At 56.8% G+C, this 13,395-nt stretch carries 15 protein-coding genes; 9 read left to right on the forward strand and 6 right to left on the reverse strand.

Going from position 1 to position 13,395, the window contains the following annotated elements; translation table 11 throughout:
* Nucleotides 1–40 precede the first annotated feature (40 nt).
* The 4 genes from murJ to rimJ all read right to left on the reverse strand — a co-directional run bounded on the left by murJ (nucleotide 41) and on the right by rimJ (nucleotide 3,916).
* Nucleotides 41–1,576, reverse strand: a complete 1,536-nt coding sequence (gene murJ / locus ACSPHG_RS14670) for a murein biosynthesis integral membrane protein MurJ (protein WP_435954251.1) — start codon at nucleotides 1,574–1,576, stop codon at nucleotides 41–43.
* Between the two features lie 171 nt (nucleotides 1,577–1,747).
* A complete protein-coding gene (locus ACSPHG_RS14675; RefSeq protein ID WP_435954252.1) occupies nucleotides 1,748–2,671 on the reverse strand; it encodes a Gfo/Idh/MocA family protein in 924 nt (307 codons plus the stop codon).
* A gap of 3 nt (nucleotides 2,672–2,674) precedes the next feature.
* Nucleotides 2,675–3,322: a YceH family protein gene (locus tag ACSPHG_RS14680; RefSeq protein WP_435954253.1), complete on the reverse strand. Its 648-nt coding sequence runs from the start codon at nucleotides 3,320–3,322 to the stop codon at nucleotides 2,675–2,677.
* Nucleotides 3,323–3,331: 9 nt separating this feature from the next.
* Nucleotides 3,332–3,916, reverse strand: coding sequence for a ribosomal protein S5-alanine N-acetyltransferase (gene rimJ / locus ACSPHG_RS14685; RefSeq protein ID WP_435954254.1), 585 nt, complete (start codon nucleotides 3,914–3,916; stop codon nucleotides 3,332–3,334).
* Nucleotides 3,917–4,160: 244 nt separating this feature from the next.
* Between rimJ and mdtH the strand changes: the two genes are divergently transcribed.
* On the forward strand, nucleotides 4,161–5,369 hold the full coding sequence (mdtH, locus tag ACSPHG_RS14690; protein ID WP_435954255.1) for a multidrug efflux MFS transporter MdtH: 1,209 nt from the start codon (nucleotides 4,161–4,163) through the stop codon (nucleotides 5,367–5,369).
* A gap of 77 nt (nucleotides 5,370–5,446) precedes the next feature.
* On the forward strand, nucleotides 5,447–6,094 hold the full coding sequence (gene grxB, locus ACSPHG_RS14695) for a glutaredoxin 2 (RefSeq protein WP_435954256.1): 648 nt from the start codon (nucleotides 5,447–5,449) through the stop codon (nucleotides 6,092–6,094).
* A 78-nt stretch (nucleotides 6,095–6,172) separates the two neighbouring features.
* Here grxB and gap read toward each other — a convergent pair whose 3' ends face one another.
* Both gap and ACSPHG_RS14705 read right to left on the reverse strand, forming a co-directional pair.
* Nucleotides 6,173–7,183 carry a type I glyceraldehyde-3-phosphate dehydrogenase gene (gap, locus tag ACSPHG_RS14700; protein WP_435954257.1) on the reverse strand — a complete coding sequence of 337 codons (1,011 nt, stop codon included), beginning with the start codon at nucleotides 7,181–7,183 and terminating at the stop codon, nucleotides 6,173–6,175.
* A 77-nt stretch (nucleotides 7,184–7,260) separates the two neighbouring features.
* Entirely contained in the window at nucleotides 7,261–8,241 is a 981-nt protein-coding gene (locus tag ACSPHG_RS14705) for a GlxA family transcriptional regulator (protein ID WP_435954258.1), read from the reverse strand.
* A 152-nt stretch (nucleotides 8,242–8,393) separates the two neighbouring features.
* Between ACSPHG_RS14705 and ACSPHG_RS14710 the strand changes: the two genes are divergently transcribed.
* From ACSPHG_RS14710 to ACSPHG_RS14740, 7 genes are all read left to right on the forward strand, one after another.
* Nucleotides 8,394–8,954: a lipoprotein gene (locus ACSPHG_RS14710; RefSeq protein ID WP_435954259.1), complete on the forward strand. Its 561-nt coding sequence runs from the start codon at nucleotides 8,394–8,396 to the stop codon at nucleotides 8,952–8,954.
* A gap of 156 nt (nucleotides 8,955–9,110) precedes the next feature.
* Nucleotides 9,111–10,157 carry a dihydroorotase gene (pyrC, locus tag ACSPHG_RS14715; protein WP_435954260.1) on the forward strand — a complete coding sequence of 349 codons (1,047 nt, stop codon included), beginning with the start codon at nucleotides 9,111–9,113 and terminating at the stop codon, nucleotides 10,155–10,157.
* 75 nt (nucleotides 10,158–10,232) lie between these two features.
* The gene (gene dinI, locus ACSPHG_RS14720) at nucleotides 10,233–10,478 is read left to right on the forward strand and encodes a DNA damage-inducible protein I (protein WP_435954261.1); all 246 of its coding nucleotides are present in this window, start codon (nucleotides 10,233–10,235) and stop codon (nucleotides 10,476–10,478) included.
* 302 nt (nucleotides 10,479–10,780) lie between these two features.
* Nucleotides 10,781–11,035, forward strand: a complete 255-nt coding sequence (bssS, locus tag ACSPHG_RS14725; RefSeq protein ID WP_435954262.1) for a biofilm formation regulator BssS — start codon at nucleotides 10,781–10,783, stop codon at nucleotides 11,033–11,035.
* Between the two features lie 132 nt (nucleotides 11,036–11,167).
* On the forward strand, nucleotides 11,168–12,283 hold the full coding sequence (solA, locus tag ACSPHG_RS14730; protein WP_435954263.1) for an N-methyl-L-tryptophan oxidase: 1,116 nt from the start codon (nucleotides 11,168–11,170) through the stop codon (nucleotides 12,281–12,283).
* 135 nt (nucleotides 12,284–12,418) lie between these two features.
* A complete protein-coding gene (locus ACSPHG_RS14735; protein ID WP_435954264.1) occupies nucleotides 12,419–12,532 on the forward strand; it encodes a DUF2770 family protein in 114 nt (37 codons plus the stop codon).
* A 298-nt stretch (nucleotides 12,533–12,830) separates the two neighbouring features.
* The gene (locus tag ACSPHG_RS14740) at nucleotides 12,831–13,385 is read left to right on the forward strand and encodes a cytochrome b (RefSeq protein WP_435954265.1); all 555 of its coding nucleotides are present in this window, start codon (nucleotides 12,831–12,833) and stop codon (nucleotides 13,383–13,385) included.
* Nucleotides 13,386–13,395: the final 10 nt, after the last annotated feature.

Genomic DNA, 13,395 nt, shown 5'->3' on the forward strand with positions numbered 1-13,395 from the left:
GGTGGATAAGCGCGGGCGCGCCATCCACCGGAAGAAAAACTTATATTGTACGTCTGGCGAAATCTTTCACCTTAAAGCCCAGCACCATCAGCGTGGCAAAGTAAGCCAGAATCCCGGTCACCACCACCGCCATCAGCCGCACCAGGCGATATGCCATATTGCCGATATCCCACGCAGGCATAATGTGCATCATCCCCAGCAGTACCGCGGACATGACGATCACCGCCGCAAACAATCGCCACAGGAAAGCCGCCCAGCCCGGCTGCGGCTGGAAGATATCCTGCTTGCGCAGCTGCCAGTACAGCAGGCTGGCGTTAATGCAGGCGGCCAGACCAATCGACAGCGAAAGACCGGCATGCTTGAGCGGCCCGATAAACGCCAGGTTCATCAGCTGCGTCAGGATCAGGGTCACGATAGCGATTTTAACCGGGGTTTTGATGTCCTGGCGGGAATAGAAGCCGGGGGCCAAAACTTTCACTACGATAAGCCCCATCAGCCCAACGGAATAAGCTACCAGCGCGCGCTGCGTCATCGCGGCGTCAAAGGCGGTGAACTTGCCGTACTGGAACAGCGAAACGGTAAGCGGCTTGGCGAGAATGCCTAACGCCACCGCGCTTGGCAGCGCCAGCAGGAAGCACAGGCGCAGGCCCCAGTCCATCAGGCGCGAATACTCGTCGTGGTTGCCGCTGGCAAAGCTTTTGGCGAGCGACGGCAGCAGGATGGTACCCAGCGCCACGCCCAGCACGCCGGACGGAAACTCCATCAGGCGGTCGGCGTAGTACATCCACGACACGGAGCCAGAGGCAAGAAACGAGGCGAAAATAGTGTTGATGATCAGGGAAATCTGGCTGACGGAAACGCCGAGAATGGCAGGCCCCATCTGCTTGATTACGCGCATCGCGCCCGCGTCTTTAAGGTTAATGCGCGGCAGCACCAGCATGCCGATCTTCTTCAAGTGCGGGAGCTGGTAGGCCAGCTGCAGCACGCCGCCTACCGTCACCGCCCAGGCCAGCGCCAGAATCGGCGGGTTAAAGTGCGGCGCGGCGAACAGCGCGAAGCCAATCATGCTGAGATTCAAAAACGTTGGCGCAAAGGCCGGAACGGAGAAGCGGTTCCAGGTATTAAGAATGGCCCCCACCAGCGACGCCAGCGAAATCAGCAGAATATACGGGAACGTGATGCGCAGCAGGCTTGAGGTCAGCGCGAATTTGTCCGCCGTATCGGCAAAGCCTGGCGCGGTGACCAGAATCACCCAGGGTGCTGCAATCATGCCGATAACCGTGACGATGGCTAAAGCAAGCGTCAGCAGGCCGGAAACGTAGGAGACAAAGACGCGAGTAGCATCTTCGCCCTGCTTGCTTTTGTACTCGGCCAGAATCGGCACAAACGCCTGGGAAAAGGCCCCTTCGGCAAAAATACGGCGCAGCAGGTTCGGTAGTTTGAATGCCACAAAGAAGGCGTCCGTCGCCATTCCCGCGCCAAAAACCCTTGCCACAATGGCGTCGCGCGCGAAGCCGAGCACGCGAGAAAACATGGTCATCGAGCTGACGGCTGCCAGCGATCTTAAAAGATTCATTATGATGCGGTTCCACAAACATCAACGCCTGCGGCGCAGGCGTTGTCAGTCACAGCGTTGAATTTGTAGGGTGGATAAGCAACGCGCCATCCACCGAAAGAAAAGACCGTGTGATTCAGCGGCGTAGTCTACCGATACGCCGCCGAATTACTAGCCTCAGTTGTTACAGCTTTATTCGCTCATCGCCTCGCGCCAGAGCTTTTCCACCACTCTTTGCGCCATCAGCGCCTGCTCGCCGGAGGTTTCAGGAACCGTCTGATTTGCCACGCTTTCCAGGAAGTGGCGAGCGCAACCGGCGAAACCGCGCTGTTCGAGCGTGCTCTGCCAGCCCGGTACGGGGCGATTCACGACGCCCGCACCGCACTCCTCGCGCCAGTCGCGCATATCCGTAACGTCATACAGCCCGCCGTCGGTTACCGCCTGAACCCACTCGCGCTGGCTCCCGGCGCGGCGGTGCATGCTGGTGGTAATTTGCAGATGCTCCTTGGCGAAGTGATGCTCGGCGAACAGCATTTGCCCCCGATCGTTGGTTTGCAGCGTGCCGCTTTGCAGCTGCGCCTCGCCGCCTGCCAGCCACAGCGCGGTATCCACCACGTGCAGGTAGTCATCCAGCAGGGTAAAGCGCAGGTCGTTTGGCCCGACGCTGTCGGCGCGGTGTTTGTCCATGCGCACGGACGCGCCCGTCGCCAGCTTCGCCTTCAGCTCCTGATAGAGCGGAGAGAAGCGGCGGTTGAAACCGACCATCAGCGTGCGCTTCTGGCGTTCGGCAAGCTCGACGAGGCGTTCCGCATCGAGCAGATTTTCAGCCAGCGGTTTGTCGACGCAGACGTTGACCCCGGCCTGCAGCAGCTCGCTCACCACCGCGTAATGGGTGCTGGTGGCGCTGTGAACAAAAACCGCATCACACTGGGCCGCAAGATCGGCAATCGAGGAAACATAGGGGATGCGGTACATATCGCAAACCTTCTGCGCCTTTTCACGCGTTGGGGAAAAGGCCCCCTGTAACGTCCAGTCGCCCGCCGCGCTCAGCACCGGCAGCCAGGCTTTTTGTGCGATGCCGCCGAGGCCAACGACGCCCACTCGAAGTTTGCTCATCGCTTATTCTCCCAGGTGTGCAAGGAGGGAGTCGAGGCGCTGTTTCAGCTCCGCCACCTCCACTTCAAGCTGTTCAACGCGCGACGCCAGGTCTTCTGCCGGCGCGGCTACCGCGTCAGCCACGACCGCCAGCGTTTCCACTTCGCCGCTGAACAGGTGCATATAGCGGCTTTCACGCTTGCCCGGCTCGCGCGGCAGTCGGGCCACAAACGGGCCGTCTTCGCGGTTAGCGAGCGTTTCAAGGGTGGCTTCAACCTGCGCCATATCGCTGAACTCGTACATCCTTCCAGCGCGGCTGCGCAGTTCGCCCGGCGTCTGCGCTCCGCGTAGCAGCAGCGTGGTCACCACCGCAACTTCCGCCGGGGTGAGCTTGAGATTGCCAAATTCCGAGTTGCAGAAGCGCTGCTCGTATTTCGTGACGCGGTTGCCAAACCCGCTGACGGTACGCAGGAAGTGGCGCTTGACCAGCTCGTCGAGCGTTTCCTGCACGTCTCGCTCTTTGAGATCCATCACCGGCTCGCGGTTGGTCTTCTGGTTGCAGGCGGTCACCACGCCGTTAACGGACATCGGATACTGTTCCGGCGTGGTCACCTGCTTTTCCATCAGGCTGCCCACCACGCGGGCTTCAATCGCGGTTAACTGATATTTCATCTCAATTCCTCAGCGGCCCGGCGTCCAGGCCTTGTTCGTCAGCGCCGTCAGGACGTGGTCCCGCCAGACGCCATCAATTAGCAAATAGTCTTTGGCGTAGCCTTCTTTTTCAAAACCGAGCCGCGCCAGCAGGTCGCCGCTGCGCTGGTTGTGGGGCATATAGTTCGCCATGATGCGGTGAATGTGCTGGCTGCGCTGCATATAGCGAATGGCGGTGGTCAGTGCTTCAAACATCAGCCCCTGCCCCTGCCATTTTTCCCCCAGCGAATAGCCGAGATAGCAGGCGTGGAACGAGCCACGCACCACGTTTGAAAAGTTTGCCACGCCGCGGATCTCTTTTTCTTCTTTATCCAGCAGCGCAAAGTAGTAGGCGCTGCCGGTTTTATGCATTTCGTTTATCATGCCCAGCCGCGCCTGCCAGCCTGACGGGTAGCAGTGGCTGTCGTCGCGAATCGGTTCCCAGGGCTTAAGGAACTGGCGGTTTTCAGCGTAATAGTCGGCCAGACGCCAGGCATCTCTTTCGTACACCAGACGCACCACCAGCCTGTCGGTTGTTAAACGCACTTTTGGCACGTTACTGCGATAACCAAACATGTTTTCCCTACTCCTCACATCCCAAGGTTTGAGCCCGTTTTAATTACTATACCTGCGCCTGCGGGGGGAAGGAAAACAACAACCTGCAGTTTTCTCATCGTGCCATACATTTTTTCGATGAAAGGGATCAATCGAAGCCTCAGAACGATAAAAAAATATTGTCGCGGCGCACCCTGTCCAAAACCCGAGGGTGGGCGGAGAATAGATATCTGTCACATTTTTATAGGGATTCCCTGGAGGGGAGATGTCGCGGGTGGCGCAGGCACGGAGCCTGGGTAAATATTTCCTGTTGCTTGATAATATGCTCGTGGTTCTGGGCTTTTTCGTGGTCTTCCCTTTAATTTCCATTCGCTTCGTCGACCAGATGGGCTGGGCGGCGTTAATGGTGGGCATCGCGCTCGGCCTGCGTCAGCTTACGCAGCAGGGGCTAGGGATTTTTGGCGGCGCAATCGCCGACCGGCTGGGCGCAAAACCGATGATAGTCACCGGCATGCTGCTGCGGGCGGTAGGCTTCGCGCTGATGGGGATCGCGCATGAACCCTGGGTGCTGTGGCTTTCCTGCTTTATTTCGGCAATCGGCGGCACGCTGTTTGACCCGCCGCGCGCGGCGCTGGTGGTGAAGCTGGTGCGTCCCCACCAGCGGGGGCGCTTCTTTTCCCTGCTGATGATGCAGGACAGCGCGGGGGCGGTCATCGGCGCGCTGCTCGGCAGTTGGCTGCTGCAATACGACTTCCGCCTGGTGTGCGGTGCCGGTGCGGTGATGTTTGTTATCTGCGCGGCGGTGAACGCCTGGTTGCTGCCCGCCTATAAGCTGTCGACCATCCGCACGCCGATGCTTGAAGGCATGGGCCGCGTGCTGCGCGACAAACGCTTCGTCACCTACGTGCTGACGCTTGCCGGTTACTACATGCTTGCCGTACAGGTGATGCTGATGCTGCCGATCATGGTCAACGAAATCGCCGGAACGCCGTCGGCGGTGAAGTGGATGTACGCTATCGAAGCCGCGCTGTCGCTCACCCTGCTCTACCCGATTGCCCGCTGGAGCGAGAAACGTTTTCGTCTTGAGCAGCGCCTGATGGCGGGCCTGCTGCTGATGACCGTCGCCATGCTGCCCATCGGCCTGACCAGCAGCCTGCAACAGCTGTTTACGCTAATCTGCGTGTTTTACATCGGCTCGATTATCGCCGAGCCCGCGCGTGAAACCCTCGGTGCATCGCTTGCCGATTCCAGGGCTCGCGGCAGCTATATGGGCTTTAGCCGACTGGGGCTCGCCATCGGCGGCGCCTTCGGCTACGCGGGCGGCGGCTGGCTGTTTGACGCGGGTAAGAGCATGAATCAGCCGGAACTGCCGTGGATAATGCTCGGCATTATCGGCTTTATCACGCTGCTCGCCCTGTGGTGGCAGTTCAGCCTCAAGCCCGTTGAACCTTCGATGCTGGAACCGGGCGCATAGTTTGCGGGCTAAGGTGTTCTCTTCCATACTGGGTTGTTAACGGAATTTGTCCGCAACCAGCAAATGGAGGAGAACGCGTGAAACTCTACATTTACGACCACTGCCCGTTCTGCGTGAAGGCGCGCATGATTTTTGGCCTGAAGAATATTCCCGTTGAACTCAACGTTCTGTTAAACGACGACGAAGCCACCCCCACCCGGATGATCGGCAAGAAAATGGCCCCCATCCTGCAAAAAGACGACAGTCGCTACCTGCCGGAAAGCATGGATATCGTGCACTACGTCGACAGGCTCGACGGCAGCCCGCTGCTGACCGGCTCCACCAACGCCGCCATCGCCGAATGGCTGCGGCAGGTTAACACCTACGTTCAGCATCTGCTGCTGCCGCGCATTGCCAAAGCGCCTTTTGACGAATTCGCTACCCCCGAAGCGCGCGCTTATTTCATCAAAAAGAAAGAGGGGATGATTGGACCGTTCGAGGAGCATCTGGCGCATTCGCCGGGGCTGATTAAGAAGATTAGCGATGATTTACGCAAGCTGGACAAGCTCATCGTGCAGCCTAATGCGGTTAACGGCGAGCTGTCGGAAGACGATATCCACCTGTTCCCGCTGCTGCGCAGCCTGTCGCTGGTGGCGGGCATTGAATACCCAAGCCGGGTGCGCGATTACCGCGACAACATGGCAAAACAAACGCAGATTAACCTGCTGTCGTCCGTTGCCATCTGACCTTAAGCCTCCTAGAAGCAATAACGAAGCAATAACGGCCAGCCCCTTCGGGCTGGCCGCTTCGTTACCTGCCGCCTGCTACAGACCTTTTTGATCCATCAGCACCGCTAAATCCACCAGACGGTTGGAGAAGGCCCACTCGTTGTCGTACCAGGCGAGGATCTTGACCAGATTGCCGCCGATGACCAGCGTGGAAAGACCGTCGATTATGGATGACCGGGCGTCGCCCTGGTAATCGCTCGATACCAGCGGCTCGTCGCTATAGCCCAAAATTCCTTTCAGCGGCCCGGATTCTGCCGCCTTGCGGAAGGCCGCATTCACCTCTTCGGCGGTCACGTCACGCTTTAGGGTAACGGTGAGGTCAACGATAGAGACTACCGGAACCGGCACGCGCAGCGAGTAGCCGGTTAAGCGACCGTCCAGTTCGGGGATCACTTTGCCCAGCGCCTTAGCGGCACCGCTGGAATAAGGCACGATGGACAGCGCGGCCGCGCGAGCGCCACGCAGATCTTTTTCCGGCTGATCGTGCAGCGCCTGGCTGTTGGTGTAGGCGTGCGTGGTATTCATCAGACCGTGTTCAATACCGAAGCTCTGCTGCAAAACCTGCGCTGCGGGAGCAAGACCGTTGGTGGTACAGCTGCCGTTGCTGACGACTTTGTGCAGTGCGGGATCGTATTTCTCATGGTTAACGCCCATCACCACCGTGATGTCGTCGTCTTTGCCGGGGGCCGAGAGGATCACGCGCTTTGCGCCGCCCTTGCTAATGTGCACTTGAGCCTTAGCCTTATCGGTAAAGAACCCCGTCGATTCAATAACCAGGTCAACGTCGACGCTGCTCCAGGGAATGTCGCCCGGATCTCTTTCGCTAAAAACACGAATCGCTCGGCCATCCAGCAGCAGCTCGCCTTCAGATGCCTCTACGCTTGCGGGCAGCGTGCCCTGCAGGGAGTCATATTTAAGAAGGTGCGCCAGCGTTTTGCTGTCGGTCAGATCGTTAATGGCAACAACCTGGAAATCGTTACGGCCCAGCGCCGCGCGCAGCACGTTTCTACCGATTCTGCCAAAACCGTTAATGCCTACTTTGACCATGATTTACTCCTTGGTTAGGTGTCTAACCTCAGAGTAATGGCAATGGATGATGGCGCAAATGACAATAAAGAATCAATTTACGCCATATTGCGCGCGGAGAAACGTTCGCGATAGTCCGAAGGGGTGAGCTGGAGATTGCGCTCGAACACGCGGCGCAGGTTAAGCCCGTTGCCAAAGCCGGTTGCCAGCGCTATCTGCTCAAGCCTGTCAGAGCTTTGCTCAAGGTGCTGACGGGCGGCGTTGAGGCGAACCTCCTCAACGTATCGCGCCGGGCTGGTGCCCGTTTCGCGGGTGAAAACTCGCGTAAAGTTACGCGGGCTCATGGCGACGCGTTCGGCCAGCGCTTCTACAGAAAGGTCGCCCGACAGGTTTTCCAGTATCCAGGCCTGCAGGTCGCGAATAGGGCCGGGGGTATTCGCCTGGGTCAGCAGGAAGCGGCTGAACTGCGACTGCCCGCCGGGCCTGCGCAGAAACATCACCAGATCCTGCGCCACCTCGCGGGCGACGGTAAATCCGTGGTCGTCCTCCACCAGCGCGAGCGTGAGATCGAACCCGGAGCTGACGCCCGCCGATGTCCAGATGTCACCATCCTGGATGTAGATTGGGCCTTTCTCGACGATGACCTCAGGAAACCTTTCGTGCATTTCGTCAAGCATTCGCCAGTGGGTGGTCGCCCGCCGCCCGTCAAGCAGCCCCGCTTCGGCAAGCAGCAGCGCGCCGCCGCAGACGGAGACGATTCGCCCGATGTTCGGCGCGGCCTTGCGCATCCACGCCACCACCGCATCCGCCTCTTCCCTGTTATTCCCTCTACCGGTAATCATGACGGTATCACGCGGCAGGTTCGGGTCCAGCTCTTCCAGCCGGAAATCCGCCAGAAGGTTTAAGCCAGAGCGGCCGTGTACCACGCGGTGCCGCTGGGTGGTGGCGATGGTCACCTGGTAAGGTTGAACAGGAGAATCCTTCCCGCTCAGGCTATTAGCCTGCATGAGGATATCGGCAATGCCCGTAGGCTCGAACAGCATGCCCCCGTCAGGGACAATAATCAGAAATGTGTGCATGTCCTTAAAATACAAAATGGACAAAATAAGTCAAGACCGTACATTTTACGGCCAGCGGCGATTTCATCCTTTTCCTGTAGCACGGCTTGCGCTGGTGCATCATGCTGCAATGTGTCAGGATTTGACGCCAAACCAGGATGTTGAGGAACTCAATGAAGAAGATCATTTTTGCCGCCGTATTAGTGCTTACCGGTCTGGTAGTAGGCTGCAATCAACTTACACAGTACACGGTGAGCGAACAGGAAATTAACCAGGCGCTGGCCAAACGTAACAACTTCTCGAAGGATATTGGGCTGCCTGGCGTGGCCGATGCGCACATTGTGCTGACTAATCTCGCTTCCGCCATTGGCCGTGAAGAACCCAATAAGATCACGCTTACCGGCGACGCGAAGCTGGATATGACCTCGCTGTTCGGCAGCCAGAAAGCCAACATCAAGCTGAAACTCAAGGCGCAGCCGGCCTTCAATAAAGAGAAAGGCGCCATTTATCTGCAGGAGATGGAAGTGGTCGACGCCACCGTCGAGCCGGAAAAAATGCAGGGCGTTTTGCAGACCATCATTCCCTACCTGAATCAGTCGCTGCGCAGCTACTTTAACCAGCAGCCGGCCTATATCCTGAGCGAAGACAAAAGCTCCGGCGAAGCGATGGCGAAGAAATACGCCAAGGGCATTGAAGTTAAGCCCGGCGAAATCATTATTCCCTTCATCAATTAAAGCCGCTTAACGGGGCAAACTCCCCTGCCCCGTTAGGCCTGCGTAGCAAAACCTGCAACAAAGTCGTGCAAACGAAAACGATTACGCCTATCCTTAGTGCCCGGCATAAAACCAGCCAAACGTTGACTGATTTTCCCTTCTAGCCGGAGCACGCAGATGACCGTATTACCTCAGGTATTAAAAATTCGCCGCCCAGACGACTGGCATATCCATCTACGCGATGGAGAGATGCTGAAAACCGTGGTGCCGGTCACCTCTGAAATCTACGGTCGCGCGATTGTCATGCCTAACCTGGTGCCGCCAATTACCACCGTCGAAGCCGCCGTTAGCTATCGCCAGCGCATTCTCGATGCCGTGCCTCAGGGCCACAAATTCGAGCCGCTGATGACCTGCTACCTGACCGATTCCCTTGATCCGAACGAGGTTGAGCGCGGCTTTAACGAAGGCGTGTTTACCGCCGCCAAGCTTTACCCGGCGAATGCCACCACCAACTCAAGCCATGGCGTCACCAGCACGGCGGCGATTATGCCCGTGCTTGAGCGGATGCAGAAAATCGGCATGCCTTTGCTTATTCACGGCGAAGTGACCTCGGCAGAAATCGATATCTTCGACCGCGAAGCGCGCTTCATCGAAACGGTGATGGAGCCGCTGCGCCAGCAGCTGCCGGGCCTGAAAGTCGTGTTCGAGCACATCACCACGAAAGACGCCGCGCAGTACGTTCAGGAGGGCAACTCGCTGCTGGGCGCAACCATTACGCCTCAGCACCTGATGTTTAACCGCAACCACATGCTGGTTGGCGGCGTGCGCCCGCACCTCTACTGCCTGCCGATTTTAAAGCGCAGCACCCACCAGGAGGCGTTACGCGCCCTTGTGGCAAGCGGCTGTGACCGCGTGTTCCTGGGGACGGATTCCGCGCCTCATGCACGCCATCGTAAAGAGGCAAGCTGCGGCTGTGCGGGCTGCTTTAACGCGCCATCGGCGCTCGGTGCCTATGCCACGGTCTTTGAAGAGCTTAACGCGCTCGAACACTTCGAAGCCTTCACCTCGCTTAACGGCCCGCGCTTCTACGGCCTGCCGGTAAACGAAGAAACTATCGAACTGGTGCGTGAGCCCGTGCTGATCCCCGAAACCTACGCCACCAGCGACGATACTATCGTGCCCTTCCTCGCCGGGGAGCAGGTCGCCTGGTCGGTAAGAACGTAAGTTTTTTAACGCCCCCTGTTGCAGGATGCAAGTTTAACCTGTATAAATATCCAGTATATTGTACAGGGGGCTGTTATGCGTATTGAAGTCACTATTGCCAAGACCACGCAGTTACCACCCGGAGCCGTTGACGCTCTGGCGCAAGAATTAACTCGCCGTATCACCCAGCATTTTCCAGAAACCAGCAATCACGTGCAGGTTCGCTATGCCGCGGGCAACAACCTGTCGGTTTTGGGCGGCGCGAAAGAAGATAAAGACCGCATCAGCGAAATCCTCCAGGAAACCTGGGAAAGCGCAGACGACTGGTTTTCCGCAGATTAAATAAAAATTATCCCTCGTAGTTCTTTTTATGCCGGGTGTCGCCACCCGGTTTTTTTTCGCCTGTCGCCTCGTTCATAAATTATTTCGGGTAAAGTTCTGATTGCACTCTCAACTGCCGGGAAACATCCGAACAACCTGCCGCTTTATTGTTCAATTTAATCCACTAATATAAAAAAATTGTTGCAGGGTATTTATTTCTCCCGCTAATTAGCTTAATTATTGATATACTTAACTGGCTTCACATTGACAAGCATTAAACCTCGCTAGCCGTTGTCTTAAACACACGAATAAAAGGGGTTATGATGGAAAAAAATAGTGATGTAATCCAGACCCATCCCCTTGTCGGATGGGACATCAGCACCGTAGACAGCTACGACGCGCTGATGCTGCGCCTGCACTACCTGACATCTGATAAGCATAAGCAGGACGAGACTGAAATCGGCCAGACATTGTGGCTAACCACGGATGTTGCCCGGCAATTTATATCCATCTTAGAAGCCGGCATTGCAAAGATTGAATCCAGTGAATACCAGGTAAACGATCATCGTAAGCATTGATTAACGATGCTGCAGAAAAATCCTAAGGCACCCTCGAGGTGCCTTTTTTAATTTTTACGCCCCCTTTAATTGCCTGCTCCATGAGAATTAATTACCCTGCTAGGGATATTTCCGCGACAAGAGAAAAGCGACATGGATTATGATCTTATCATCGTAGGCAGCGGTTCCGTGGGCGCTGCGGCCGGCTGCTATGCCACCCACTCGGGCCTGAAAGTCTTAATGATTGACGCAGCCCACCCGCCGCACCAGCAGGGCAGCCACCACGGCAATACTCGCCTGATGCGCCACGCCTACGGCGAAGGTGAGAAATATGTCCCGCTTGTCCTACGGGCGCAAAAACTGTGGGACGCGCTGGAGCACATCAGCGGCGAGAAGATCTTCCACCGCACCGGCGTAATCAACCTCGGGCCAGAATCCTCAGAATTTATCGCCAACGTTGAAAGCAGCGCGGAAAAATATTCCCTGAAGGTTGAGAAGCTCAGCGCAAGTGACGTCATGGATCGCTGGCCGAATATCGCCGTTCCCGACGGCTACGTTGGCCTCCTCGAACAGAATTCCGGCGTACTGCGCAGCGAGGTTGCGGTGGCAACCTATATTCGCCTGGCAAAACAGGGCGGCTGCGCGCAGCTGTTTAACTGCCCGGTAACGGGTATCCGCCACACCGAGGATGGCGCGGTAGTTGAAACGGCAGAAGGTGAATACACCGGGAAGAAACTGCTGGTGAGCGCCGGAACATGGGTGACAAAACTCCTGCCGGAACTGCCCGTCACGCCGGTTCGCAAAATCTTCGCCTGGCATCAGGCGGACGGCCGCTACAGCGAGGAAAACCACTTCCCGGCGTTCACCGGCGAAATGCCCGACGGCAGCCAGTATTACGGCTTTCCGGCGGAGGACAACGAGCTGAAAATCGGCAGGCACAACGGCGGCCAGGTCATCAGCGAGCCGGAACAGCGCAGGCCGTTCGGCAGCATAGCGAGCGACGGCAGCGAGGTGTTCAGCTTCCTGCGTAAATTCCTCCCGGGCGTGGGCGGCTGCCTGCACGGCGCGGCCTGCACCTACGACAACTCGCCGGATGAAGACTTTATCATCGACACCCTGCCCGGCCACGACAACACGCTGATAATAACCGGCCTGAGCGGACACGGGTTTAAGTTCGCCTCCGTGCTGGGCGAAATCGCCTGCCAGTTCGCGCAGGATAAAACCCCGGATTTCGATTTGTCTCCCTTCGCGCTTTCGCGCCTGGGCTGATCGTCACAACCGGCCTTCGCCTTAGGGTGATTGCCGGTTGCCTACCCCACATTTTCTCTCCGGCTAGCCTCACGGGCAGGGTATAATCATCACTTATGAATCGTCGATTCAGCCCAGTTAGCCAACGGATTATTTATGCAGCGTCTTATTCAGTTTTTAATCAATAATGTTCGTGAACACCTGATGCTTTACATTATTTTATGGTCGCTGCTGGCGATTATTGATATCGCTTATCTCTATTTTTTCTGACAATATGCGCCTGCGTTATATTGACAATAACTGACATAAAACTGAATATACTCTATATTTAGTACAAATTATTAGACAAATAAAAGACGTTCATATCGCGCCCGCAGCACCAGCAAATTCAAGATGAAAACCCCGCAATGCCATTTTTGTTCTCACAAAATGAATATCCCACGCGATTATCAATCAATTTTTTCGACGTAGATTTTTATTATTCCTCGCCCGCCCGTTTTGTGTTGCATTTTAGTTAATTAACCGTTTATGGTCTGCATTATTCATCTTCCCTGACGGGCGCATACTTATGCAATGGCGTAATACTCCGGATCGCTACGGACACCTTTCGGTACTTATACATTGGCTTATTGCGCTGACCGTTTACGGCATGTTCGGCCTCGGCCTGTGGATGGTCACGCTCGGCTATTACGACGGCTGGTATCACAAAGCCCCCGAGCTACATAAAAGTATCGGCATGATCGTGCTGCTGGTGATGGTCGTTCGCGTGCTGTGGCGCTTTATCTCCCCGCCGCCGCCTCCGCTTGCCAATTACTCAAAGGTGACGCGCGTCAGCGCCGTGGCGGCACACCTGCTGCTTTACGTGCTGCTGTTTGCCATTTTGCTTAGCGGCTATCTGATTTCCACGGCGGACGGCAAGCCTGTCAGCGTGTTTGGCCTGTTCGACGTCCCCGCCACCCTCAGCGATTTTGGCGCGCAGGCAGACCTTGCCGGCACGCTGCACCTGTGGCTTGCCTGGGGCGTAGTGGTGCTGTCCGTGCTGCACGGTCTCGCCGCCCTAAAACACCACTTTATTGATAAAGACGTCACCCTTAAGCGGATGCTGGGGAAACCTTCTCGTTAACTATGGAGCG

The organism is Dryocola baronae (assembly GCF_051297175.1).
GTDB lineage: Bacteria > Pseudomonadota > Gammaproteobacteria > Enterobacterales > Enterobacteriaceae > Dryocola.

What these genes read in the sequence shown, in the direction of transcription:
- murJ (WP_435954251.1), bottom strand. Translation starts at nt 1,576, where the DNA reads ATGAATCTTTTAAGATCGCTGGCAGCCGTCAGCTCGATGACCATGTTT.
- ACSPHG_RS14675 (WP_435954252.1), bottom strand. Translation starts at nt 2,671, where the DNA reads ATGAGCAAACTTCGAGTGGGCGTCGTTGGCCTCGGCGGCATCGCACAA.
- ACSPHG_RS14680 (WP_435954253.1), bottom strand. Translation starts at nt 3,322, where the DNA reads ATGAAATATCAGTTAACCGCGATTGAAGCCCGCGTGGTGGGCAGCCTG.
- rimJ (WP_435954254.1), bottom strand. Translation starts at nt 3,916, where the DNA reads ATGTTTGGTTATCGCAGTAACGTGCCAAAAGTGCGTTTAACAACCGAC.
- mdtH (WP_435954255.1), top strand. Translation starts at nt 4,161, where the DNA reads ATGTCGCGGGTGGCGCAGGCACGGAGCCTGGGTAAATATTTCCTGTTG.
- gap (WP_435954257.1), bottom strand. Translation starts at nt 7,183, where the DNA reads ATGGTCAAAGTAGGCATTAACGGTTTTGGCAGAATCGGTAGAAACGTG.
- ACSPHG_RS14705 (WP_435954258.1), bottom strand. Translation starts at nt 8,241, where the DNA reads ATGCACACATTTCTGATTATTGTCCCTGACGGGGGCATGCTGTTCGAG.
- ACSPHG_RS14710 (WP_435954259.1), top strand. Translation starts at nt 8,394, where the DNA reads ATGAAGAAGATCATTTTTGCCGCCGTATTAGTGCTTACCGGTCTGGTA.
- pyrC (WP_435954260.1), top strand. Translation starts at nt 9,111, where the DNA reads ATGACCGTATTACCTCAGGTATTAAAAATTCGCCGCCCAGACGACTGG.
- dinI (WP_435954261.1), top strand. Translation starts at nt 10,233, where the DNA reads ATGCGTATTGAAGTCACTATTGCCAAGACCACGCAGTTACCACCCGGA.
- bssS (WP_435954262.1), top strand. Translation starts at nt 10,781, where the DNA reads ATGGAAAAAAATAGTGATGTAATCCAGACCCATCCCCTTGTCGGATGG.
- solA (WP_435954263.1), top strand. Translation starts at nt 11,168, where the DNA reads ATGGATTATGATCTTATCATCGTAGGCAGCGGTTCCGTGGGCGCTGCG.
- ACSPHG_RS14735 (WP_435954264.1), top strand. Translation starts at nt 12,419, where the DNA reads ATGCAGCGTCTTATTCAGTTTTTAATCAATAATGTTCGTGAACACCTG.
- ACSPHG_RS14740 (WP_435954265.1), top strand. Translation starts at nt 12,831, where the DNA reads ATGCAATGGCGTAATACTCCGGATCGCTACGGACACCTTTCGGTACTT.